Below are 24488 nucleotides of genomic sequence, written 5' to 3' on the forward strand. Positions count from 1 at the left end.
TTGCAAAGTAAGCAAGAAGCTTAAAGACCATCAACAATTATCGATAAAATGAAAAAATAATTGATAAACTATGTTAATTGATTATCAAATTTCAATTATTAAAACCTAAATTCAGAAATATATCTAATCATCGATTTTTAATATTAAACATTTATTTATTATTTTCATTGAAGAATAAAACGAATATTCAATGCAAAATATATTAAAAGGCTTTATTAATATTTTCTTCCCTTTAGTTTGTAACGCTTGCAAAAACTTACTGTCTGATAATGAAAACTTTATTTGTACTGACTGCAGACATAAACTACCTGTAACTAACTTTCATCATAATAATGATAAAAGCATAGAAAACGTTTTATATGGTCGTGTTGCTGTAGAAAACGGAACTGCTTTACTTAGGTTTGAAAAACAAGGTACTGTACAATATTTAATACATCAACTTAAATACGGCGGTAATGAAAAAGTAGGCGAATTTTTTGGAAAATGGTTAGGTGCAGAATTGAATAATTTAGAAAATTACGCCAATATAGACATGGTTATACCTGTTCCTTTACATCCAAAAAAACTAAAAAAACGTGGTTATAATCAAGTAGAAAAGTTTGGTAAAGAAATAGCTAATGCCTTGCAAATAAATTACACAGATGATATTTTGATAAAAGTCAGTGCTTCTTTAAAATCTCAAGCCACAAAAAAGCGTCTTGAAAGATGGCAGCTTAATAACGAACTTTTTGATGTTAACAACATTGAACAACTAAACAATAAACACATCCTTTTAGTAGACGATATTATTACTACTGGTAATACTTTAGAATCTTGCTGTATTCAGCTTCAAAAAGCTAAAAATATTAAAATTAGCATAGCTTGTATGGCAATAGCATAAAGGTTTTTTCGTTAAACCATAAATATGTTGTTAATTTGTGCAACTATTTAATTTTTTATGCAAAAACGTTGGATAAATTTTAGTTTTTATTTGGTCTTAGCACTAACTGCAATTAACTGTGCTAACCGAGGATCTATAGGTGGCGGACCAAAAGATGTAACGCCTCCTGAAATCATAAAAACTGTACCAGAAAATTACTCAACAAACTTCACTGCCAACGAAATAAGAATTTACTTTAACGAGTATGTAAAGGTTAAAAACTTACAAAAGCAATTGATTATTTCGCCACCAATGAATACGCAACCAGAAGTAACGCCTTTAAGTTCTGCTAGCGAGTATATAAAAATTAAAATTTTTGACACTTTAAAACCTAATACCACTTACGCCTTTAATTTTGGTAATAGTATTGTTGATAATAATGAAGAAAACCCGTATGAGTACTATCGCTATGTATTTTCTACCGGAGATTACATAGACTCTTTAAACGTAAAAGGTAGTGTAATAGATGCTTTAAATAGGACTACAGAATCGTTTATTTCTATACATCTTTATGAGGTAGATTCTACTTACACAGATTCAATAATTTATAAAGAAAAACCTAAATACGTCACCAACACATTAGATAGTACAACCAATTTTACTATCGAAAATTTAAGAGCAGGCACATATAGATTAATTGCTTTAAAAGACAATAATAGCAACAATTTATATGAGCAACGTAGTGACAAAATTGGATTTTACGAAGATTTTATAACTGTACCAGACACATCTGCAAATTATCAGTTAAAAGTCTTTAAAGAAAACTTAGATTACAAAGCATCAAAACCAAGATTGGTTGCAGGTGAAAAAATTGCTTTTGGTTATCAAGGTGATTATACAAAAACTAAAATTGAACTATTATCTAAAGTACCAGATAGCTTTAGATACAGGATAGTAAAAGAGCAAGACACAGATACATTAAATTATTACTATTCACCTAAATTAGAAGATACAGATTCTTTAATTTTTAAAGTTCAGAATAATAAAATTATAGATACGTTTACGGTAAAACTTAAAGACAATTTAAGGGATTCTTTAAACCTAAAAGCAGAGCCAACAAACACTATTGCTCTTTACGAAAGCTTTAAATTAAAAGCAAACATACCTATTACCAAAGTAAACAAAGACAATATTAGCATCATGAATAAAGACTCTGTTTTTATTGATTTTGATACTAAGTTGGACACTATTTTAAACCATCTTGAAATTAATTTTGATAAGGAAGACAACAGCCAATATAGTATGACTATTTTACCTGAAACTGTTATTGACTTTTTTGAAAACACCAACGATACATTAAACTATAAACTCAAAACACCAGATCCTGAAAGTTTAGGCGAAGCTCGTGTTATTATACAAAACGCTACTTATCCAATTATTGTACAGCTAGTTGATGATAAAAGTGAAGTGAAATACGAAAAGTATAGCACTAAACCAGAACCTTTAGACTTTTTCTATTTAAAGCCTAACAAATACTTTTTAAGAGTTGTTTTTGATACTAACGAAAACGGAGAATATGATACAGGTGATTTTTTAAAGAAAATACAACCAGAGCGTGTTAGTTACCGTAAAAAAGAAGTTGAAGTTAGAATTGGATGGAGTAATATTGAAGAGTTTATTCTAAACTAAAGCTATCCTTATCGTCTAAAAAACGAAGTTTATTTCTTGTATTTTTAATGTGATTTTTATCTAAAACTACAACCTCTACACCTTCATTATTAGGTTGTATTGTAGATAGCTTTTTACCTAAAGCATCATAAACTGCAGAGTGACCTGAATATTCATAATTATTAGCGTCTAAACCAACACGATTAACACCAATACAATAACTCATATTTTCTATTGCTCTTGCTTGTAATAAGACATTCCAAGCATGTACCCTTATTTTTGGCCAATTAGCAACATAGATTAATACATCATAATCTTCTTCAGCTATTCTTGACCAAACAGGAAATCTTAAATCATAACAAATAAGAGGTTGTATTTTAAAACCTTTATAATTTACGATCACTTTAGAATTTCCTCTTTTATAAACCTTATCTTCTCCTGCTAAAGTAAACGTGTGCTTTTTATCGTAAGTGTCTACCAAACCATTTGGATGCACAAAAAATAATCTATTGTAATAATCGCTATTATCTTTAATTGCAACACTTCCAACAATAGCTGCTTGTTTTTGAAAAGCCATTTTTTTCATCCAAATAATAGTCTCTCCTTCTTCTGTTTCGGCAATATGTTCTGGCGTCATAGTAAAACCAGAAGTGAACATTTCTGGTAATACAATTAAGTCTACATCTTGAGTAATTTCTTCAATTTTTTTGGTGAAATTTTCTCTGTTTTGATTAGGATTTTCCCACACCAAATCTGCTTGGATTATCGCAACATGTAGACTGTTTTCTTCCATTACAACTTTTTTAATTTCTTTTCTGCTTTAGCTACTTTATCATTGAGTTTTTCAATTTTTTTAAGCCATTTAGCTTCATCTTCTGTACTTAATTTTCCTTTTTTACTAAGTTTCTCGTACTTAGATTGTGCTTTTTTAGCTTCTTTTTCGGCTTTTGCTAATTGCTTTTCGGCGTTAGCTTTTTTAGCTATTGCATTTTCTTTCTTTTTTAATGCTTTTTGAGTCTTTTTTTGCTGCTTTTCAAGCTTTTTTAGTTGTTTTGACTGTTTTTCGGCTTGTTTTTTAGCTTTTTCAGATGCTTTTTGTTCTAATTCTATCTGTTTTAACTCTTTTTGTTTTACTTCAGCTAAATCAAATATTTTTTGCTGCTGTTCTTCATTTAAAACATTGGTAACATCTTCGCCATTAAACATAATCGTTTTATTGTCTACTTGATAGATTTGATTGTCTAAAGTAACTTCTTGAGCAAAAGAAAAACCTAAACTAAATAGGGTAATAATTAAGGTAAATTTTAATTTCATTTATAAATACATTTAAAATCTAAATATAAGTAAATGAGGTTTGTCAGCTATTGCCTTTAACTAATTTTTTATATTTGAGTTTTAATACACTAAATACAATGAGACTTATAAAATTTTTACTGCTTTTTATCACTTTTAGCGTATCTGCACAGCAAGGTGGTATGTGGATTCCTTCGCTTTTAGAAGGGATGAATGAAATAGAAATGACAAATCTTGGTAGCATGTTAACTGCAGATGATATTTACAGCGTGAATAACTCTAGTTTAAAGGATGCTATTGGACATTTTAATGGCGGTTGTACTACTGAAGTGATCTCGCCAAAGGGTTTAATTTTAACTAATCACCATTGCGGTTATGGTCAGATACAATCACACTCGTCATTAGAAAACGATTACATTAAAAACGGATTTTGGGCAATGAATTTAAATGAAGAATTGCCAAACGAAGGTCTTTTTGTCGAATTTATTGTAAGAATTGAAGATGTGACCAACGATGTTTTAAATGGTGTAACCGATGAAATGTCTGAAAAAGACAAACAATCTTTAATCGATAAGAATAGTAATCAAATTCAATCTAACTCTAAAAAAGAAGCTTGGCAAGACTCTAAAATAAAGGCGTTTTATAAGGGTAATCAGTATTTTTTATTTATCACAGAACGCTTTGAAGATATTAGACTAGTTGGTGCGCCACCAGCAAGTATTGGTAAATTTGGTAGCGATACAGACAATTGGGTGTTCCCAAGACATACTGGTGATTTTTCGTTATTCCGTATTTATGCCAATAAAGACAATAAACCTGCAAAATATAGTGCAGACAATGTACCATATACACCAAAACACTATTTACCAATTTCTTTAGATGGTGTTGAAGAAGATGATTTTACCATGGTATTTGGTTTTCCTGGTCGTACTAACGAGTATTTACCAGCAGTAGCCATACAACACATTACGCAAGAATATAACCCAAGTAATATTGCAATACGCGAAGCCGCTTTAAAAGTTATTGATGCTAATATGAAAGCAAATGATGAAGTACGTATTAAATACGCCTCTAAACAAGCAAGAATTGCTAACGCTTGGAAAAAATGGATTGGAGAAAATTTAGGTATTGAAAAAAGCAATGCAATAGCAGAACGACGTGCTTTTGAAGCTGAATTTACAAAAGCTTTAAAAGACAAAAAATTAGAAAGTAAATACGGAAACATTCTTCCTGAATTTGATCAACTTTATAAAGATTTTGCAGCAATAAATATTAAAAGAAGAAATTTTATTGAAGTATTTATTGTTACCAACGAGTTAATGACCATGACGCTTAGAGCTTATCAAATGGAGCAAGCCATAAATGAAAATCCTGAGAATTTTGAAAAAGCTAAAGCGCGTTTTACTTCAACTTTAAAAGGTATTCATAAAAATTATGATGTAAATGTAGACAAAGGTGTTTTTAAAAACGTTATGTCTTTTTACACAGAAAAAGTAGATGCGTCTATTTATGACAAAACTGTACTTACGGATTTGGATGAAGCATTAAAACTTCTTGAAGGCAAGCCAAAAGACGTACTTAAAAAGTTAAATAACGATGCTGCCTATAAATATGCAAAACCTTTTATAGAAGAATTTTACAGCACAATAAACCAAAAGTTTGAAACTAAAAACGAACCTATTACAGCTTTAGAAAAAGAATACATTAAAGCTTTGATGGAAGCCTTACCTGATGCACGCTATTTCCCTGATGCTAATAGTACAATGCGTGTAACTTATGGAAAAGTAAAAGGCTACTCTCCAAAAGATGCAGTATATTATATGCCTGTTAGCTATTTAGATGGTGTGATTGAAAAATATGTCCCTGGTGATTATGAATTTGATGTACCGCAAAAACTTTTAGATTTATATGAAGCTAAAGATTTTGGTGCTTATGCAGACGCTAACGGTAAAGTTCCTGTTTGTTTTTTAGGGACTAATCACACCACTGGAGGAAATTCTGGTAGTCCTGCAATTGACGCAAATGGAAATTTGATCGGACTAAATTTTGACCGCGTTTGGGAAGGTACAATGAGTGATATGAATTACGACCCTGAAATTTGCAGAAATATTATGGTTGACGCTAGATACGTCTTATTTATCATAGATAAATTTGCTGGTGCAAAACATTTAATTGATGAAATGAAGTTGGTGCATCCAAAACAATAAATAAAATAAAAAGCCTGTAATTAAAATTACAGGCTTTTTTAATCATTTACACACGTGTTTGCTATTAATCAAGTAATATAAAATGAATGTTGTTTTAATTAAAAAACAACAAATAATAAATGGTCGTCTTTTATAAGATTCAAAATTACTTTAATTAATGAGTCTACAACTGTTTTTGTTCTGAACAGCTTATAAATTGTTCTAAAACAACAAAATTGTATTATAAAAGGAGTTTTGAATTAGTTTAAATTAATTTTCTGAAGTATATCTTCTTTATATTTTTTTCCTATTGGCAATTCTTCACCTTTTACATACAGTTTATTACCGTAGACTTGGTCTAAGTGTTTGTAGTTTATAATATAGCCTCTATGTATTCTAATAAACCAGCTATTAAGCCTTGATAATATATCGTTTAAACTTGTTCTTATTACATGCTTCTTTTCGGTGGTCAAAATAATTTCAACATATACATGATCACTTTTTACATACAGAATATCTTCAAATCTTATCTTAATAAACATTCCGTTTTCCTTAATAAAAAGTGAATCTTTAGCTAAAGCTTTATTGTTGTCTATCTTAGAATTGTCTAAACTTTTATTGAAATTAGAAAGTGCTATTTCTATTGTGGTGAATAACTCTTCTTGTGTGAAAGGCTTGACTAAATAGGCTTGCGGTTGTACCTCTTTTGCTAATGTTACCGTATCTTTATCTGCGTTTGAAGTTAGGAATATAAAAGGTATATCGAAGTTGTTATTAATTTTTTTTGCAATGTCTATACCTGATTTTAAACCTGATAAATTAATATCTAAAATAGCTATATCTGGACTTTCTTCTTCTAAAATTGAAATTGCTTCTGTGTAATTTAAAGCAGGCTCGTAGGTGTAATAACCTAGGTCTGTTAATGTATCACAAATATTATCGGCAATTAATATTTCGTCTTCAACTACTAAGATTTTGACTTGACTCATCACTATTCAAAATTTATTAAAAATATTGATTATATTCTAAAAGTGCTTAAAAATGTTCTGAGACAGCCTTAACATGTTCTTAATTTAAGATTCAACGTATTTGTTTTCTCATGAACAGATCTTTAAAAGTCAAAGTGAAAACAGCTCCGTTTTCGTATTTATATGACAATGTTCCTTGAAGTTGTCTAGTTAGCCTACTTATTAGTTTTAAACCTAAACTTTTTGATTTTTTTATATCAACACCCTTACTTAGTCCACGTCCGTTATCTGAAAAAACCATTTTATAAATTCCATTTTCTTCTTTATCAACTTCTATATTTATAATATTTTTTTTATCCTCTATTAAACCATACTTAAAAGTATTTGTTAGCAACTCATTTACTATTAAACCTAATGGTAAAGCAGTATCTACATCTAAATTTAACGCTTCTGTTTTAATATTAACTTCTACATCTTTATCGTCTTTAAATAAAGATTGTATTTGGTTTACTAATATTTTTAGATAATCAGAAAAGTCTATTAACCCATCTTCTTTTTGATATAGTTTTTGATGGATCAATGCCATAGATTTTATTCGGTTCTGTCCTTCTTTGGCTAACTCTTTTGCTTTAGCGTCTTCAATGTCTCTTGTTTGAAGATCTAAAAGACTTGACACCATCTGAAAATTATTTTTTACTCGGTGATGTATTTCTTTTACTAGTAATTTATTTTCGTTTAAAGCTTCATTAATTTGTTTATTCTGCTTATCAAGTTGTTTAGTTTGTTTTTTATTTTTAATTAGAAACAATGCTGTAAAAAACAATGCTAATCCAATTAATGATGCAATAACGATATAGAGTTGTAATTTTTTCTCGGCAAATTCTAATTCTAATTCTTTTTCTTTAACAGCTTGCTGTGTTTGAAAATTAGCAAGTGCTTTAGACAAGTCTTCTGAGTAAATTTGCTTATTCAACACAACTGCATCTCTTTGATATTCTAGCGCTTCTTTTAAATAACCGTGTTGCTCTAAAGCTTCACCCATATCATAATAAATATAATAGTAATCATTAGCGTTTAATTTTGGCTTTGCTAGCACTTTTATCTTTTCGCCAAACTCTAATATGTTATTAACTTCAAACTGATTAAAAATCTTATTTACTCTTTCACTTTCTAAAGAAAGGTACTTTAAATATTTAGCATAAAATGCATAGCTATCTTCTCTGGTTTTAGGATTGCTATACAATTTAAGTAGCAAAGTATCTACTTCATTTTCATATCCTCCTTTATAAACATAAGCATCAATTGTGTTCATTAAAGTACCTCTGTAATATTGAGAATGCTGTGGTAGTTTTTCTTCTAATTTTAAAATTGACTCGCAAGTATTTATATACTCTTGAAGGTTCTGAACATTCATATAATAGTTGCAAGAATAGTACAATGAAGCTATTTGTAATGGCTTATCATTAAACTTTTTAGCAACACTTAAATTATTATCTAATAGTGCTTTTGCTTCTTCATTTTTATTTTGAATTAAGAATAATACAATATCATGAAAATCTAAATAAGCATTTGCAATAATTACTTCTTGCTTACTTTGATTAAGATTTTGTACGTATTTTTCTAACTCTTCATTAATCTTTGACGATTGATCTATCGTCTTAGCATCATCACGTAAGACAGAAATCTGATTTAATTTAATGTAAAAATAATCCTCGTTAAACACATTAGAAGCTGGTTGCTTAATCGAATTATCTATAAAATTTGAAACTAAATTGTATTGATGAAATTGTGAATTTGACACACTATCAATAAACACCCTATAAGAAGATATTTTAGAGATATTACCATTTATAACATCATTTAATATTGATGTATAATCAGAGTTGTCTTTAATTTTTGAAAAATATACTTTAGCCGAATCTTTTTGTTGCTGAAGAATATATTGCTCAACTTTTTCAATATTACTTTTTTCTGTTTGCGCGTTTACTTGAAAAAAAAACACACTAAAAAAAAGAAATAGAAAGCACTTAATTTTGTTCATATTTATACAATTTCCATCTTTTTTAATAAAAAGCTAGCATTCATGTTTTGACAAATTCCCTTTTTAAAGGTGTAATCAAAATACAGTTCGTCATTAACAATTTGAGCATCAAAATAATAATTTTTTACAGCTTCTAATTCTTTTTCTATCTCACACAAACTTAAATCGTGTGTAGCAATTATACCTGTTGCGTTACTAGCTACTAGCTTTTCTACAAACTTCCTACTACCAATAGCTTTATCTGTACTATTTGTACCTTTTAAAATTTCATCTAAAATGATAAAATAATCATCTGTTTTTATAGCTTCAACTATATATTTAAGTCTGGTTAATTCGCTAAAAAAGTATGAACTATCATCGGTTAAAGAATCTGTTGTACGCATACTTGTTATTAACTTTACTGGACTATATTCACTTGATTTTGCACAAACTGGCAAACCAATATTAGCCATAACAATATGTAGAGAAACCGTGCGCAAAAAAGTACTTTTTCCAGCCATATTAGCACCAGTGATGATAAAAAATTGCTGATTATTAATTTCAAAATCGTTATCAACACGCTTTTCTGTCTTTAATAAAGGATGACCTAATTGATTAACTTTAGTGGTTTGTTTGGTGTCTAAAATCTTTGGAAAGATATATTGTGGATGATTAAACGCATAGTTACCAAAACTGTTGTAAGCATCAAAAAAGCTAACGACTTCAAACCACTGCTCTACGGTGTCATGATAATTTTCTATCCATTTTTCAATAGAAAAACTGTGTTTAACGTCGGTTAAAAAATAACCATTACCAAAAATGGCAGAAATAAAGTTATTACGATTATCTAAAGCATCCATTGCTTTGGATAATTCGGTTAAAATATCTGAAGCTTTTTTAGATTCTTGTTTTATCTTTTGTTGTTTATCTTTTAATAAAGACGCTTTAAATTCTTCGTTTTCAATTAGCTTAAGTAACAACGCGTATTGTCTAAATGTATCTCTTATTTTATCTGTGTTTGAAGCTAAACTGCTTATCTTTTTTAAATATTTACCAGTAATAAAAAAACCAACAAAAATCCAGTATCCAAAATATTGTGGCTCTACAATTTTAAAAATCACTGATGCTAATAACACTAAAGATGTAATTCCAAAAACTAGTGGAATATACTTCATCCATTTTGGTAAAAACCTCTTATGATTTTTTAGAAAATAAACCACTTGACTAACATCGGTTTCTACATGTATTAAACTTGCTGTTGCTTGATATTCTTGACGCCAGCTAGGTTTTTCTGCCAACTCTTTTATAACTTGTTGCCTATCTTTTATTTGTTTTATTTGATTTGCTTTTAAAGCATTTGCTAGTTTTTTCTGTCCTTCTTTTGTAGCTGTTCTATCTAAAAACTGAAAAAATGAGCCTCTACCAAATAAATCAATATCTAAAGCGTAATTATGGTTGGCGTCTTGATAGATTTCACCTTTGTCTTTGTAGAAAAAATCTCCTGATGCAATTTTAATTTCTTCTTCATTAATAGCAACTAATTGTTTCTTTAAAAGATACTGTTTTTTAATATTGGTATATTTAGATAATAGCAATAAAAAAAGAGATATTCCTACAATTAAAATTACAAAAAACAGTGTCCAGTTTTCAAAAAAAGTATATAACCCAAAAGCGGTAAGCACAAATACTGTAATACGTAAAAGACTTAAACTAAACAACTGCTTGTTGAGTTTAGATACCTCATCAGAAAAAGTCACAATACTGTTTTTATAAAAAGAGATAGGTTGCTGCATGATTAAAATTATATAAGTAAAGAAACAAAAAAATCTCAAGAAGCAAGCCTCTTGAGATTTTTAAAAACTTTTATTTGGATTGGTCTAGCCTTTAAGGCTTGCCTTAAGATATTCGCTATTCATACGAGCAATGTTTTCTAAAGAAATTCCTTTAGGACATTCAATCTCGCAAGCTCCGGTATTGGTACAGTTACCAAAACCTTCTTCATCCATTTGCTTAACCATATTTAGAACACGGTCTGTAGCTTCTACTTGACCTTGTGGTAATAATGCAAATTGAGACACTTTAGCACCAACAAAAAGCATTGCACTAGAGTTTTTACAAGTTGCTACACAAGCACCACAACCAATACACGTTGCTGCTGCAAACGCATCGTCTGCGTCATGTTTATTTACAGGAATTGCATTAGCATCTATAGTATTACCAGATGTGTTTACAGAAATAAATCCACCTGCATGTTGTATACGGTCAAAAGCACTTCTATCTACAACTAAATCTTTAATTACAGGGAATGCTTTGGCTCTAAATGGTTCGATGAAAATGGTATCACCGTCTTTAAACATACGCATGTGTAATTGACAGGTTGTTATGCCTCTATCAGGTCCGTGTGCTTCACCATTAATGTATAACGAACACATACCGCAAATACCTTCACGACAATCATGATCAAACGCTACAGGCTCTTCACCTTTGTTAATCAATTGTTCGTTTAATACGTCTAACATTTCTAAAAAAGACATATCTGGTGAAATATCGCTAACTTGATAGTCAACCATTTTTCCTTTATCGTTAGCGTTTTTTTGACGCCATATTTTTAATGTTAAATTCATAACAATTGTTTTTTATTGATCTTAACGGTGTTGGTTACTTCCTATTTCTTGAATGCCTAAACCAGCTTTTTCAAAGTCAATATCCAAACCGCCTGTTTTTTTAAGTATAAAATTAATTATTGCTGTTGTTATTAGCGTAACAATAAACACCATAATCCCATAAAAGATTGGTGCAAGAATGATTACGAATAATCCACCTCCTATAATTGCTGCGCCAGGACCAAAATCTTGACTAGCACCAACTGCAGAAAATAACAACATAAATGGAACAAAAATAACAAGCATAATTAATGCGGTTGCTATAGCTGCTATAGTCGCATATTTTACTGGATCTATACGCATTAAGCGTAATGTCATTCTGTTACTTGTATCCATCTTTATTATTTGTAACTTCTTTGTTTTAACTCGATATCGTTAAACTCAAGTTGTTCTTTGTGTAATTGCGCTTCACTTGGTTGTCCTTTGTATTCCCAAGCAGCAACGTAAGCAAAGTTTTCGTCATCACGTTTTGCTTCACCTTTTTGCTCTCCACTTTCTTCAACAAAGTCTTCTCTAAAGTGTCCACCACAAGATTCTTCACGATGTAATGCATCTTTAGCAAATAACTCTCCTAATTCTAAGAAATCTGCTACACGACCAGCTTTAGCTAACTCTTCGTTAAATTCGTCTGCTGTTCCTGGTACTCTTACTTCTTTCCAGAATTCTTCACGTAAAGCTTTTATTTCTGAAATAGCTTCAGTTAAACCTTTTACATTACGTGCCATACCAACTTTGTTCCACATGATTTTTCCTAATTTCTTGTGGAAATAATCTACAGAATGCTTTCCTTCATTATTTATAAAGAAATCGATACTATCACGTACATTTTTCTCTGCTTCTTCAAATTCTTTTGAATCTGTAGAAATTGGTCCTGTTCTAATATCGTGTGATAAATAATCACCGATAGTATAAGGTAACACAAAATAACCGTCTGCTAATCCTTGCATTAAAGCAGATGCACCTAAACGGTTGGCACCATGATCAGAGAAGTTAGCTTCTCCAATTGCATATAATCCAGAAACGGTTGTTTGTAAGTTATAATCTACCCAAAGTCCACCCATTGTATAGTGTACTGCAGGATAAATCATCATCGGAGTTTCATATGGGTTTTGATCTACGATTTTTTCGTACATCTGGAATAAGTTACCGTATTTAGTTTTGATAACTTCTTGTCCTAATTTTTTAACTAAAGCAGCATCGCTTTCATCTAAACCTTTAACGTGTGCTTGCTCTTTACCGTAACGTGTTATTGCAGAAGCAAAGTCTAAGTAAACTGCTTCTCCTGTTGCGTTTACACCGTAACCTGCATCACAACGCTCTTTTGCCGCACGAGAGGCAACATCACGAGGGACAAGGTTACCAAATGCTGGATAACGACGCTCTAAGTAATAATCTCTATTTTCTTCAGCAATTTCAGTTGGTTTTAATCGTCCTTCTCTAATTGCTTTTACATCTTCAATGTTTTTTGGTACCCAAATACGTCCGTCATTACGTAACGACTCAGACATTAATGTTAATTTAGATTGGTGATCTCCTGTAACAGGAATACATGTTGGGTGAATTTGCGTGTAACATGGGTTTGCAAAATAAGCACCACGTTTGTGCGCTTTCCAAGCTGCTGTTACGTTACTACCCATTGCATTTGTTGATAAGAAAAATACATTACCGTATCCACCAGTACCTAAAACTACTGCGTGAGCTGAGTGACGCTCGATTTCACCTGTAACTAAATTACGAGTAATGATACCTCTTGCTTTACCGTCTACAATTACTACATCTAGCATTTCATGACGGTTGTACATTTTTATTTTTCCACGTCCTATTTGACGGTTCATTGCAGAGTAAGCTCCTAATAATAATTGCTGACCTGTTTGTCCTGCTGCGTAAAATGTACGAGATACTAACACTCCACCAAAAGAACGGTTGTCTAATAATCCACCATATTCACGTGCAAAAGGAACACCTTGTGCTACACATTGGTCAATAATATTTGCAGAAACTTCTGCTAAACGATATACGTTTGCTTCTCTAGAACGGTAATCTCCTCCTTTTACAGTATCGTAAAATAAACGATAGTTTGAGTCACCATCTCCTTGATAATTTTTGGCAGCATTAATACCACCTTGCGCTGCAATAGAGTGCGCACGTCTTGGTGAATCCTGAAAGCAAAATGCTTTCACATTATAACCTAACTCTGCCAAAGTAGCAGCAGCAGATCCACCAGCTAATCCAGTACCAACAACAATAACATCTATAAGACGCTTGTTAGCTGGGTTAACTAAATTGATTTTATTTTTATGATTAGTCCATTTGTCTGCAATTGGACCTTTAGGTACTTTTGAATCTAAACTCATAGTCAACTATTTTTTAGTGATTAAAATGGTGAAACAATGCAATAAAAATAAATCCTAACGGAATTAATATAGCATAGGCTTTACCAAAACCTTTTAATCCTTTTGTATATTTATTGTTAGCTCCAACCGACTGGAATGCCGAGTTAAAACCGTGAAGTAAATGCAGTGCTAAGAACACAAAACCTAAACAGTATAAAGCTACTCTCCAGATTGGCTCAAATTTATGCACTAACTCTTCATAGTATCTAAACTCACCGTTTGGTAAAGTTCCAGACATATCACCAACAATATACTTGGTATTGATTTCTGGAAACCAAAAATCGATAAAGTGAATAACTAAAAACACTAAGATGAAACCTCCGCTCCAAATCATGTTTCTACTCATCCAAGTAGAGTTTGCACTACCATTGTTTTTTGCATAGCTAATTTGGCGTGCTTTCTTATTTTTTATTTCTAACACAAATCCCATGATGAAGTGAAATACCACACCAAAAATTAAAACAGGCTGCAATACAAACTGTATTAACCAAAACGTACCCATGAAGTGAGAAACTTCATTAAAAGTGTCTGGACTAAAAACAGATAAAATATTGATTGCGAAGTGTTGAAGAATAAAAATCATAAGAAAGAATGCCGAAAGTGCCATAGCAACCTTTCTTCCTATTGAAGAATTTAAAATTCCGCTCATTGTATATATGGTTAATTTTTTCTTTTTACAAAGATAAGCCTCAGAGCAATTTATAGCAAATTAAAAGCAGTATTTACGCTATTTAGAATGAGTTTAATTAATTTGAAACTTACTTTACTTCAAACGTTTTAGTTGTGTCATTAATTTTGATTGAGTATTTCCCTTTTGGCAAGTAAAATTTTCCGTTTTTAGCTTTGTTAATGATTAAAGACGAATTCTCTTTTAACAACTTTTCTTTAGCTTCTTCGGTAATATCTAAACCGTATTCAAGATAATTAAAACCTTTAATTGCGTAAACAGATGTTGTTTGTAACACTGTGTTTTCTTCGGTTAGTATTTGAAATTCGGTTTTTCCCGTAAAGTTGCTATAATATTCTACAGCTAATTTTGGTTCAAATGGTTTTGCCCATTTGCTCCAACTACTTCCCCAACGTCCAGAATATCTTACATCATTTACATCAAAAATTGAAATATTTTGAGACGCACTTTCAACCTCATCATATTTTTGAAGATTTGCCACATTGGTTTTATAAATACTTCTTCCGTGTGTTGCTAATAACAAATCATTAGTGTCTTTTTGAATCACCAAATCATGTACTGCAACTGCTGGTAAACCTTTAGAAAATGCTTGCCATGCTTCACCTTTATTAAAAGATACATACACGCCATTATCGGTTCCTAAATACAACATACTTTGATTTACAGGATCTTCTTTAATCACGTTTACTGGAGACATCGGTACGTTTGAAGAAATATCTTTCCACGTTTGACCAAAGTCATCAGACCTATAAATGTATGTTGAAAAATCGTCCCAACGGTAACCGTTTAACGTTACATAAACACGTTCTTTTTTATGTGAAGACGCTATAACGCGACTTACCCATAAATCTTTTGGAAATGAGGTTGAAATGTTTTGCCAATTCGCTCCACCATTTTTAGTCACGTGTAATAACCCATCATCACTACCTGCGTAAATTAATCCAAATTGAAATGGCGATTCGCTAATACTTGTTAAAGTACCGTAGGCAACATTTCCTTTTTTGCCTCCATTGGTTAAATCGTCACTAATAGCTTCCCAAGTATTTCCTTGGTCTAAAGATCGCATTAATTTATTACCACCTAAATACAAAATATCTTGATTGTGGCTAGAAAGTTCTATTGGTGTTTGCCAGTTAAAACGATACGGACTTTCACCTAATTGATGTTTTGGTTGTATGTAAGTTTGGTCTTCAGTTTCAAAATTTAATCGATAATAATTACCAAATTGGTAACCTGTGTAAATAATATTTGGATTGCGGTTATCAATTTCTATTTGCATACCATCTCCGCCCATAATCATTTCCCAAGGATATTGCCCGTATTGCTGCCAACCTCTATCTTCTGGAGCATTATTTGCACCTTTCCAAACACCATTATCCTGTAAGCCACCATACACATTGTAAGGCGTTTGATTGTCAACGTTTATAGCATAAAATTGCCCAACAGATGGCGAGTTGTTTTTAATCCAGGTTTCGCCATCATCATAAGTAATGTTTACGCCTCCATCATTACCATTAATTAAATGATTTGGGTTTTTAGGATTAATCCACAGCGCATGATGATCTGCATGGACATTTTCTGCATCTATAGATGTAAATGTTTTACCACCATCTTTAGATTTTAAAATTGGAACACCATAAATATACACGTGTTCTTGATTGGCTGGCGACACGTAAATATGTCCAAAATAATAGCCGTAACTGTAATATAAATCGTCTATATAATCGTCATGCGTTTTACGCCAAGTTAATCCTCCATCTGTACTTTTATACACTTCTGCTCCAATAACTGGCGTGTCAAATAACATAGAGTTGGCATCTTCTAAATAAGTTGCTAAATCGGCAGGTTTTACATTACCGCTACGTACCATTTGTTTAACATTTTCGGCACGGTATTTTTCTTGAAAACCGTTAGTCTTTAAAAAATTATTCAGTTTTTTATCTTCTAATTTTAAAAATGCATCTGTACTCATCGATTTAAAATCGTCTTTCTGCAAGCCGTTACTTTCATCTTTTTTAGCTTCAGAAGGTCTTCTAAATTGACTATCATGTATTGCATAAACAATATTATTATCGTAAACTGCCAATCCTATTCGGCCAACACCATTTCCTGTAGGGAAACCACTTTCTTTAGTAGATACTTTTTGCCAAGTTTCACCTGCATCTGTACTTTTATAAATTGCAGAGTTATTTCCGCTTCCGTCAAAATTCCAAGCTTTTCTGTCTTTAGTCCAAGATGATGCAAACATGGTGTTATAATCGTTTGGTGAATGTTGCACATCTATAATTCCGCTAACTTCATCCACAAACAAGGTTTTTGTCCACGTTTTTCCGCCATCTTTAGTTTTATAAATACCTCTATCTTTGCTTTTAGAGTACAAGCTACCAGTGACACCAACAACCACTTCTTCAGGATTGTTTGGATTAATTAAGATACGTCCAACGTGCTGCGAGTTTGGTAAACCAACATGCTGCCAAGTATTACCATTGTTATTAGATTTAAGCATACCAATACCAGCATAAGAAGAACGTGACGCATTGTTTTCTCCTGTTCCAACCCAAATGGTATTGCTATTCCAATCTACAGCAATATCACCTACATTTTGGGTTTGCGCACTATCTAAAATTGGCGTAAAAGACGTACCGTTATTTGTGGTATGCCAAACGCCACCAGATGCGTAGCCTACATAAAATTCGGTTGGATTTTCTGGATTTACAGCCAAATCTACCACACGACCGCTCATTACCGTTGGTCCTATATTTTCAAATGGCACATTTTTGACAAGAGAACTATTTATAAGCTCTTTTTTAGCCTCTAAAGCTTGTTGTACTTTATTAGATGCTGTTGGTTTTTGTTGCGCATTGGCATTAAAAACAAAAAGTGTAAGTAAGATTAACAGAAGTTTAAGTCGCATAGTTAGTATAATTTTCTTTAAAGATAATTAATCTTCTTATTTTTGAAGAAATAAATAGATAATACCTTTTCGCTTTCGCGGAAAGCAAAATAATATCCTAATGAAATACCACAAAATAGACTCAGAACTGTTTGTAAAAAACCGTAAAAATTTTGCTGCAAAAATGCTTCCTAGCAGTTTAGCCGTATTTAATTCTAACGATATTTATCCAATTGGTGCAGATAGCACGCTACCTTTTCAGCAAAACCGTGATCTTTTTTATTTAAGCGGTGTTGATCAAGAAGAAAGTGTACTTGTTATTTTTCCTGATTGCCCAAATCCAAAACACCGTGAAATCTTATTTTTAAAAGAAACTAACGAGCATATTGCTGTTTGGGAAGGCGAAAAATTAACTAAAGAAAAAGCGTTTGAAACTAGCGGTATCAAAACCGTGTATTGGTTACAAGATTTAGATAAAATCTTATTCGAAATCATGACGCAATGCGATACTGTTTACATTAATACTAACGAGCATTACCGTGCCAATGTAGAAACCGAAACACGAGAAGACCGTTTTACAAAAAAACTTAAAGACCGTTTTCCTGCGCATCGTGTGGCTAAAAGCAACCCAATTTTACAACGTTTACGTTCTGTAAAAGATCAAATTGAAATTGACTTAATACAAAACGCTTGTAACATTACCGAAAAAGGTTTTAGACGTATTTTAGAGTTTGTAAAACCTGGCGTTATGGAATTTAACATTGAAGCCGAGTTTATGCATGAGTTTTTAAACAATCGTTCTCGTGGTTTTGCCTACACACCAATTGTTGCATCTGGAAACAATGCAAACGTATTACACTACATAGAAAATAATCAAGAGTGTAAAGCTGGTGATTTAATCCTTTTAGACATTGGTGCAGAATATGCTAATTATAGCAGTGATATGTCACGTACCATACCTGTATCTGGTAAATTTACAGCACGTCAAAAAGAAGTATACAACGCTGTAAACCGCGTAAAAAATGAAGCTACAAAAATGCTTACACCAGGAACCATTTGGGCAGATTACCACGTAGAAGTTGGTAAATTAATGACTAGCGAGTTAATAGGTTTAGGCTTATTAGACAAAGCAGATGTACAAAACGAAAACCCAGATTGGCCAGCTTATAAAAAATACTTTATGCATGGTACATCTCACCATATGGGATTAGACACGCATGATTATGGTATTTTAACAGAGCCTATGCAAGCTAACATGGTCTTTACTGTAGAGCCAGGTATTTATATACCAGATGAAGGTTTTGGTATTAGACTAGAAGACGATGTAGTTATCCAAGAAACTGGAGAACCTTTTAACTTAATGAGAAATATCCCAATTGAAGCTGATGAAATTGAGGAGATTATGAATAAATAATAGTCTTTAGTAGAGATTTTAAAAAGCGAACCAAATGGTTCGCTTTTTTACAAATCAACTTAAACTAAAATTTGGTTATTTTCAAAGACATAGCGTTGTAGCTTTTTAAGAGTCTCTACTTTATCGCTAGTATTAATTAATAGTGAGATATTATTATTGCTTCCGCCGTAAGAAATCATTCTTACATTAACATCTTGTAAAATCTGGAATAAATTTGGCGTATCTGGATGATACACTATTGCATTTCCTACCAAACATACAATACTCATATAATCATCCACTTCTACGTGTGCAAAGGTTTTAAGCTCGTTAACAATTGCATTTAAAGCTGTGGTATTGTCTATGGTTAATGATACTGCAATTTCAGACGTAGTAATCATATCTATAGACGTTTCGTAACGCTCAAAAATTTCAAAAACTTTCTTTAAAAATCCATGTGCTAACAACATTCTAGCCGACTTAATTTTGATAGCCGTAATACCATCTTTTGCAGCTATTGCTTTAATACCTTCGCCATGTACTTGGTTAGTAATTAACGTACCGTGTGCATTTGGCGACATGGTGTTTTTTAATCGCACAGGTATATCAAAAGCGCTAACTGGCATTACCGTTTGTGGATGCAGAATTTTAGCTCCAAAATAAGCCAACTCTGCAGACTCGTCAAAAGACAGATTAGAAATAGCTTTGGTGTTTTCTACAAAACGCGGATCGTTGTTATGAAATCCATCAATATCGGTCCAAATTTGTACTTCTTCGGCTCTTAACACTGCACCAATAATGGTTGCGGTATAATCGCTTCCTCCACGTTGTAGGTTGGCAATATTACCTTCGGCATCACGACAAATAAAGCCTTGCGTGATGTAAATATCGGCTGAGTTTTCAGAAAGAATTCTATTTAAATTCTGATTAATATAAAAATTATCAGGTTCGTTAGTTTTATCAATACGCATAAAATCTAATGCTGGCAACAAACTTGCGTTAATGCCTTCTTGCATTAAAAATCGGCTAAAAATAAATGTCGATAATAATTCGCCCTGCGCCACCAAAGTATTATATGTTAATGCTGTAAATGGCTGATTGATTTGCGCCTCTACACCAGAGAACACAGAAGCAACATAAGCAGTTACCTCAGCATTAATCTCTTTATTAGTTAAAAGCGTGTTTATCGTGTTTGCGTAATGTACTTTTAATTGGTCAATTACAGTTTGCGCTGTGTCTTGTTGACCTGTTTTTATGGCTTCAGAAATATTAACCAACGCATTGGTTGTGCCCGACATTGCTGATAAAACAACTACTTTTTTCTGACCGTCATTGATAATGTTTTTTACATTAATCATGTTCTCTACACTACCAACAGATGTTCCGCCAAACTTTAATACTAGCATTTTTTTATTTTTTAGACCGCTAAACTACTATTAACCTTAGTAATAGCCTTAAAAATGAAAAATTTATACTACTTTTGCACAAATTGTTAAATAATTAACATTATGAAAACTATTTCATCTTGCGTTGAAGATATCTTAATTGCACAACCTTTTTTAGAAGAAGCTTTAACACGTAGTATTATAAATTATTCTGCTTTAGCAGAAGAACTACGCGAACCTATAAGTAATATGCTAAGAAAACCCGTAAAATCTGGCGCTATTATGATGGCATTAAGACGTTATAACACACCAAATAATTTACGCCATTCTTTAAAACTAAAAACAACACTTCAAAAACTGGGTGATATTACGGTACGTTCTAACCTTAGTGATTTTACGTTTCAAAACTCGGAAACCTTAATACAATGTCACACCAAAATTTTAGAACAAGTTGAAACGAACAAAGACATTTTTTATGCGTTTACTAGAGGTATTTACGAGAGCAACATTATTATTTCCAGCTCTGAAAACAAGCAAGTTTTAAAACGTTTTAAAGATGAAATTCAAATAGGGCTGCAAGAAGGTTTATCTGCTATTAGTGTAAGATTGCCTAAAGACAACTCTAAAGTATCTGGTTTGTATTATCAAATTTTTAAGCGCTTAGCTTGGGAAAACATCCCAATTTACGAAGTGGTTTCTACTACCAATGAGTTTACTGTATTGGTTGAAGATCACGTGGTAGACAAAGCATTTTCTGTGATTAAAAATTTGAAGAATTGATTTAGGGTTTTTTGTTTAATTTACTTTTAGTAACTGTTGGTGGAAAACACCAACAGTGGCGAATATCTATTGATCTGGTTATATTTGTATGATTTTGTCGGTGTTTTACACCAACATGTATTAATTTTTTCTAAAATCTATTTTAAGCCTTTGTTGGTGTTTTCCACCAACAAATATTAACCGTTCCTGAATTCTGTTAGTATATTAAATTCATCTCCTAATTCACTGTAAAATCTAGCAGATGAAAAGCGGTAATCTTGAGGGTTTTTACAAATTTGTGCTTTTACAGGATTTTGATGAATATAATTTAATTTTTGCTCAATAATTTTTTCATTCAATAAATCGACACAAAGTGGATTTCGTTTCCAAAATTGATATTTTCGGTCTTTAGCTTCAACATAAAAATCATCCAAATAAATAGAGTTATTATTTTGTAATTCTCTTTTTAATCGTTGCGCTGTAAACTTCATAAAACTAAGCTGAGTATGTTGTAACGAATACAGTTTAGTTGGTTTCCAAACGATATGAATATGGTTATCCATAATTACATAACCATAAATAATGACTCTGTTTTCTTTAACTAAATATTGTAAAGATTCAATAAGAATCAACTTGTGTCTGTCTGAATTCAAAAGAAATTTACCCTTAATAATAGATGCCGTATAAAACTGTGGAACATCTTCTATTTTTAAAGGCTTTAATTTCATTTCTTTTATAAGTTTATATTATTGTTGGTGGGAAACACCAACATTAGCGGATTTTGGGAACAAAATACCAAAATAAGGAGAGCTTTTGATAACTGTTGGTGAAAAACACCAACAGTGGCAAATAATTCTCAAAAAGTTTTTACTCCGTTCTCTTTAAAAATAAATCTTCAAAATCGTAACTAAAATCTGTAATTGGTGCAATTGGTTTTAGTGTAGCGCTTTGTGCCTTTCCTTTTTCATCAAAAGTAAATTGCATAAAACAATCGGCATCATAACTACGATTATCCCATTTTACAACAAATGTTGTGGCGTTATAGGGTAATAATTGACCTTTAATAGTTTTAGAGTTTTCTGCTAAAATTCTTAAATCTTCACCTTCTTTTTTAATCACCATATCACCAAACCAAGCATCGGTAAACGTACCTGTAATTTGTTCTGGTTTAGGTATGATTGGGCTTGATTTCATCATTTCAACTTTATTAAATACTTCGGTTTTAATACTATCGTTGTACTTGTACCAATCTTCGTTACTTTGCCCTAATTTATCCAACCAATGTCTGTCTTCGTAACCTAAATACGTATCTTTAATGGTGTTGGTTATAGTGGTAAATGCAGAACCATTCATTTGATTAGTCAACACTACAATTGCCAAATCTAAATCTGGTATCATAGTAAATTGGGTCACTGTACCTAATAATCCGCCAGTGTGATAAACTTGTTTGTATCCGCCTTTTACATCGGTTACAAACCAACCTAAACCATAACCTCTAAAATTAGAGTTGTAGCTATCATTGGCTCTAACTTTTAGTGGCATTTGCAGTTGCCAAAGCTCGTGTAATTGTTTTTCGCTAAGTAAACGTTCTCCGTTTTTGGTTACGGCATCATTCATTAAAAATTTTGCCCAAGTTAGCATATCGGTAACGTTACTTACAATTCCTCCAGCAGCATTTGCGGTGTCGTCCCAATCATGTGGAATTTCTTCTAATTTACCATCAGCCATAGTATGCGCTTCTATGATATTTGATTTATCGGTCACACGACTGTAAGCTGCTTTACTGTTAGTCATCCCAACAGGTTTTAAGATTTTTGTTTCTATAAAATCTTCCCATGATAATCCGCTAACGCGTTTTAAAACTTCACCAGCAACGATAAACATATTGTTATTGTACTCAAACGTACTTCTAAACGAGGTACTTGGCTCGATATACTTTAAATTATCAATTACTTTTTGCACATCAAAATGGTCGTTTTCTGGAAAAAACATTAAATCTCCTGCGCCTAAACCAAGTCCGCTTCTGTGCGTTACTAAATCTCTAACCGTAAAATTTTGGGTTACCCAAGCATCGTGTAGTCTAAATTCAGGAATGTGTTTTGTGACTTTATCGTCCCAACTTAATTTACCTTCGTCTACCATCATTGCCAATGCAAAACAGGTAAATCCTTTACTGTTTGAGGCAATACCGACTAAGGTGTTTTCATTCATTTCTTTTTTAGTAGACAATGCTCTTACACCATGTCCTTTGGCGTAAACAACGTTGCCATCTTTTAAAATTCCGACAGAAATACCAGGAACATCAAAGGTTTTTAAGGTTTTTTCTACTAATTTATCTAATTGCTTTTCTTCGATTTGAGCTTGTAAAAACAAACATGTAAAAAAGACAAAAATGAAGGTGATTTTATTAAGTTTCATTTTAAAAATTTTAAGTTGAAAGTCTTCAAATATAATAAATCCGTAAGCTACTTTTTAGACCATTAACTTATATTTGCAAACTATGACAACAGCCTACAAAAACATTACGGTTTCTTATAACGATATTGGTCAAGGTGACACTGTATTATTAATCCATGGATTTTTAGAAAACAGTACCATGTGGGATGCTGTAATTGATGTTTTAAAATACACCAACAGAATAATTACTGTTGATTTATTGGGTCACGGTCAAACAGATTGCTTGGGTTACATCCATACTATGGAAGACAATGCAGACATGATACACGCATTGATTACCCGATTAAATATTAAAAACTTTACAGTAATCGGTCACTCTTTAGGAGGTTACGTTGCATTGGCTTTCGCCGAAAAACATCCAGAATTCATCAATGGATTATGTTTAATGAACTCGACACCATTTGCCGATAGCCAATTACGTTATGAAACAAGAACGCGAGCGATAAAAGCAGCAAAGAAAAACTACGAAAGTTTGGTTAGCATGTCTATTAGTAATTTATTCTATGAAAAAAATAGAGAATTATTTAGTGAAGATATTGAAGCCTTAAAAACAGAAGCTTTAAAAACACCTTTGCAAGGTTATATTGCCACACAAGAAGGCATGAAGCTTAGAAAAGATAGAACCGAAATTTTGAAACAACTTAACTGCAAAAAACTAATTATTGCTGGTAAAAACGATCCTATTTTAAGCTTAGAAGATCTTGAGACTTTAAAACCTATTAAGCAATTAACCATTAGCGTTTTAGAAGGCGGACACATGTCTTATATTGAAAATAAAAGTAATTTCTTACAAGAGATTACGCATTTCATCGAAAAAACATAACTTTTTATCGGTTTTTAGATTTTTATTTTTTACATTCGGA

19 protein-coding genes are annotated in these 24488 nt (G+C 31.9%); 6 read left to right on the top strand and 13 right to left on the bottom strand.

Annotated features, from left to right (window positions below; genetic code table 11):
* Positions 1–190 precede the first annotated feature (190 nt).
* Entirely contained in the window at positions 191–880 is a 690-nt protein-coding gene (locus WA327_RS03055) for a phosphoribosyltransferase family protein (RefSeq protein WP_336066357.1), read from the top strand.
* A gap of 57 nt (positions 881–937) precedes the next feature.
* Positions 938–2548, top strand: coding sequence for an Ig-like domain-containing domain (locus WA327_RS03060; protein ID WP_336066359.1), 1611 nt, complete (start codon positions 938–940; stop codon positions 2546–2548).
* Here WA327_RS03060 and WA327_RS03065 read toward each other — a convergent pair.
* Together WA327_RS03065 and WA327_RS03070 are read right to left on the bottom strand one after the other, a co-directional pair.
* Positions 2535–3320, bottom strand: a complete 786-nt coding sequence (locus WA327_RS03065) for an amidohydrolase (protein WP_336066361.1) — start codon at positions 3318–3320, stop codon at positions 2535–2537. The genes WA327_RS03060 and WA327_RS03065 overlap by 14 nt on opposite strands.
* The gene (locus tag WA327_RS03070; RefSeq protein ID WP_336066363.1) at positions 3320–3841 is read right to left on the bottom strand and encodes a hypothetical protein; all 522 of its coding nucleotides are present in this window, start codon (positions 3839–3841) and stop codon (positions 3320–3322) included. Before WA327_RS03070 ends, WA327_RS03065 begins: the two co-directional genes overlap by 1 nt.
* 98 nt (positions 3842–3939) lie before the next feature.
* Between WA327_RS03070 and WA327_RS03075 the strand changes: the two genes are divergently transcribed.
* Positions 3940–6027, top strand: a complete 2088-nt coding sequence (locus WA327_RS03075) for a S46 family peptidase (protein WP_336066365.1) — start codon at positions 3940–3942, stop codon at positions 6025–6027.
* Positions 6028–6266: 239 nt separating this feature from the next.
* On the opposite strand, the gene WA327_RS03080 is transcribed toward WA327_RS03075, so the two are convergent.
* From WA327_RS03080 to WA327_RS03115, 8 genes are all read right to left on the bottom strand, one after another.
* Positions 6267–6995, bottom strand: a complete 729-nt coding sequence (locus WA327_RS03080; protein WP_336066367.1) for a response regulator — start codon at positions 6993–6995, stop codon at positions 6267–6269.
* A 91-nt stretch (positions 6996–7086) separates the two neighbouring features.
* Entirely contained in the window at positions 7087–9015 is a 1929-nt protein-coding gene (locus tag WA327_RS03085; RefSeq protein ID WP_336066369.1) for a sensor histidine kinase, read from the bottom strand.
* Positions 9016–9017: 2 nt separating this feature from the next.
* The gene (locus WA327_RS03090) at positions 9018–10787 is read right to left on the bottom strand and encodes a MutS-related protein (RefSeq protein WP_336066371.1); all 1770 of its coding nucleotides are present in this window, start codon (positions 10785–10787) and stop codon (positions 9018–9020) included.
* Between the two features lie 84 nt (positions 10788–10871).
* Positions 10872–11618 carry a succinate dehydrogenase/fumarate reductase iron-sulfur subunit gene (locus tag WA327_RS03095; RefSeq protein WP_336066373.1) on the bottom strand — a complete coding sequence of 249 codons (747 nt, stop codon included), beginning with the start codon at positions 11616–11618 and terminating at the stop codon, positions 10872–10874.
* 21 nt (positions 11619–11639) lie between these two features.
* Positions 11640–11993 carry a hypothetical protein gene (locus WA327_RS03100; protein ID WP_336066376.1) on the bottom strand — a complete coding sequence of 118 codons (354 nt, stop codon included), beginning with the start codon at positions 11991–11993 and terminating at the stop codon, positions 11640–11642.
* A gap of 5 nt (positions 11994–11998) precedes the next feature.
* Positions 11999–14011: a fumarate reductase/succinate dehydrogenase flavoprotein subunit gene (locus WA327_RS03105; RefSeq protein WP_336066377.1), complete on the bottom strand. Its 2013-nt coding sequence runs from the start codon at positions 14009–14011 to the stop codon at positions 11999–12001.
* A 13-nt stretch (positions 14012–14024) separates the two neighbouring features.
* On the bottom strand, positions 14025–14699 hold the full coding sequence (locus tag WA327_RS03110; RefSeq protein WP_336066379.1) for a succinate dehydrogenase cytochrome b subunit: 675 nt from the start codon (positions 14697–14699) through the stop codon (positions 14025–14027).
* A gap of 109 nt (positions 14700–14808) precedes the next feature.
* Positions 14809–17652, bottom strand: a complete 2844-nt coding sequence (locus tag WA327_RS03115) for a VPS10 domain-containing protein (protein WP_336066382.1) — start codon at positions 17650–17652, stop codon at positions 14809–14811.
* A 100-nt stretch (positions 17653–17752) separates the two neighbouring features.
* Here WA327_RS03115 and WA327_RS03120 point away from each other — a divergent pair, with 100 nt between their 5' ends.
* A complete protein-coding gene (locus WA327_RS03120; RefSeq protein WP_336066385.1) occupies positions 17753–19045 on the top strand; it encodes an aminopeptidase P family protein in 1293 nt (430 codons plus the stop codon).
* Positions 19046–19104: 59 nt separating this feature from the next.
* On the opposite strand, the gene WA327_RS03125 is transcribed toward WA327_RS03120, so the two are convergent.
* Positions 19105–20430, bottom strand: a complete 1326-nt coding sequence (locus WA327_RS03125; protein ID WP_336066388.1) for an aspartate kinase — start codon at positions 20428–20430, stop codon at positions 19105–19107.
* 102 nt (positions 20431–20532) lie between these two features.
* On the opposite strand from WA327_RS03125, the gene WA327_RS03130 reads away from it, so the two are divergent.
* Entirely contained in the window at positions 20533–21189 is a 657-nt protein-coding gene (locus tag WA327_RS03130; RefSeq protein WP_304141073.1) for a hypothetical protein, read from the top strand.
* A 176-nt stretch (positions 21190–21365) separates the two neighbouring features.
* On the opposite strand, the gene WA327_RS03135 is transcribed toward WA327_RS03130, so the two are convergent.
* Together WA327_RS03135 and WA327_RS03140 are read right to left on the bottom strand one after the other, a co-directional pair.
* Positions 21366–21896: a hypothetical protein gene (locus WA327_RS03135; protein WP_336066392.1), complete on the bottom strand. Its 531-nt coding sequence runs from the start codon at positions 21894–21896 to the stop codon at positions 21366–21368.
* A gap of 139 nt (positions 21897–22035) precedes the next feature.
* Positions 22036–23586 carry a serine hydrolase gene (locus WA327_RS03140; protein WP_336066395.1) on the bottom strand — a complete coding sequence of 517 codons (1551 nt, stop codon included), beginning with the start codon at positions 23584–23586 and terminating at the stop codon, positions 22036–22038.
* Positions 23587–23668: 82 nt separating this feature from the next.
* Here WA327_RS03140 and WA327_RS03145 point away from each other — a divergent pair, with 82 nt between their 5' ends.
* Positions 23669–24448: an alpha/beta hydrolase gene (locus WA327_RS03145; RefSeq protein ID WP_336066398.1), complete on the top strand. Its 780-nt coding sequence runs from the start codon at positions 23669–23671 to the stop codon at positions 24446–24448.
* Positions 24449–24488 lie beyond the last annotated feature (40 nt).

The organism is Mesoflavibacter sp. CH_XMU1404-2 (genome assembly GCF_037029465.1).
In the GTDB taxonomy this organism is placed as follows: Bacteria; Bacteroidota; Bacteroidia; order Flavobacteriales; family Flavobacteriaceae; genus Mesoflavibacter.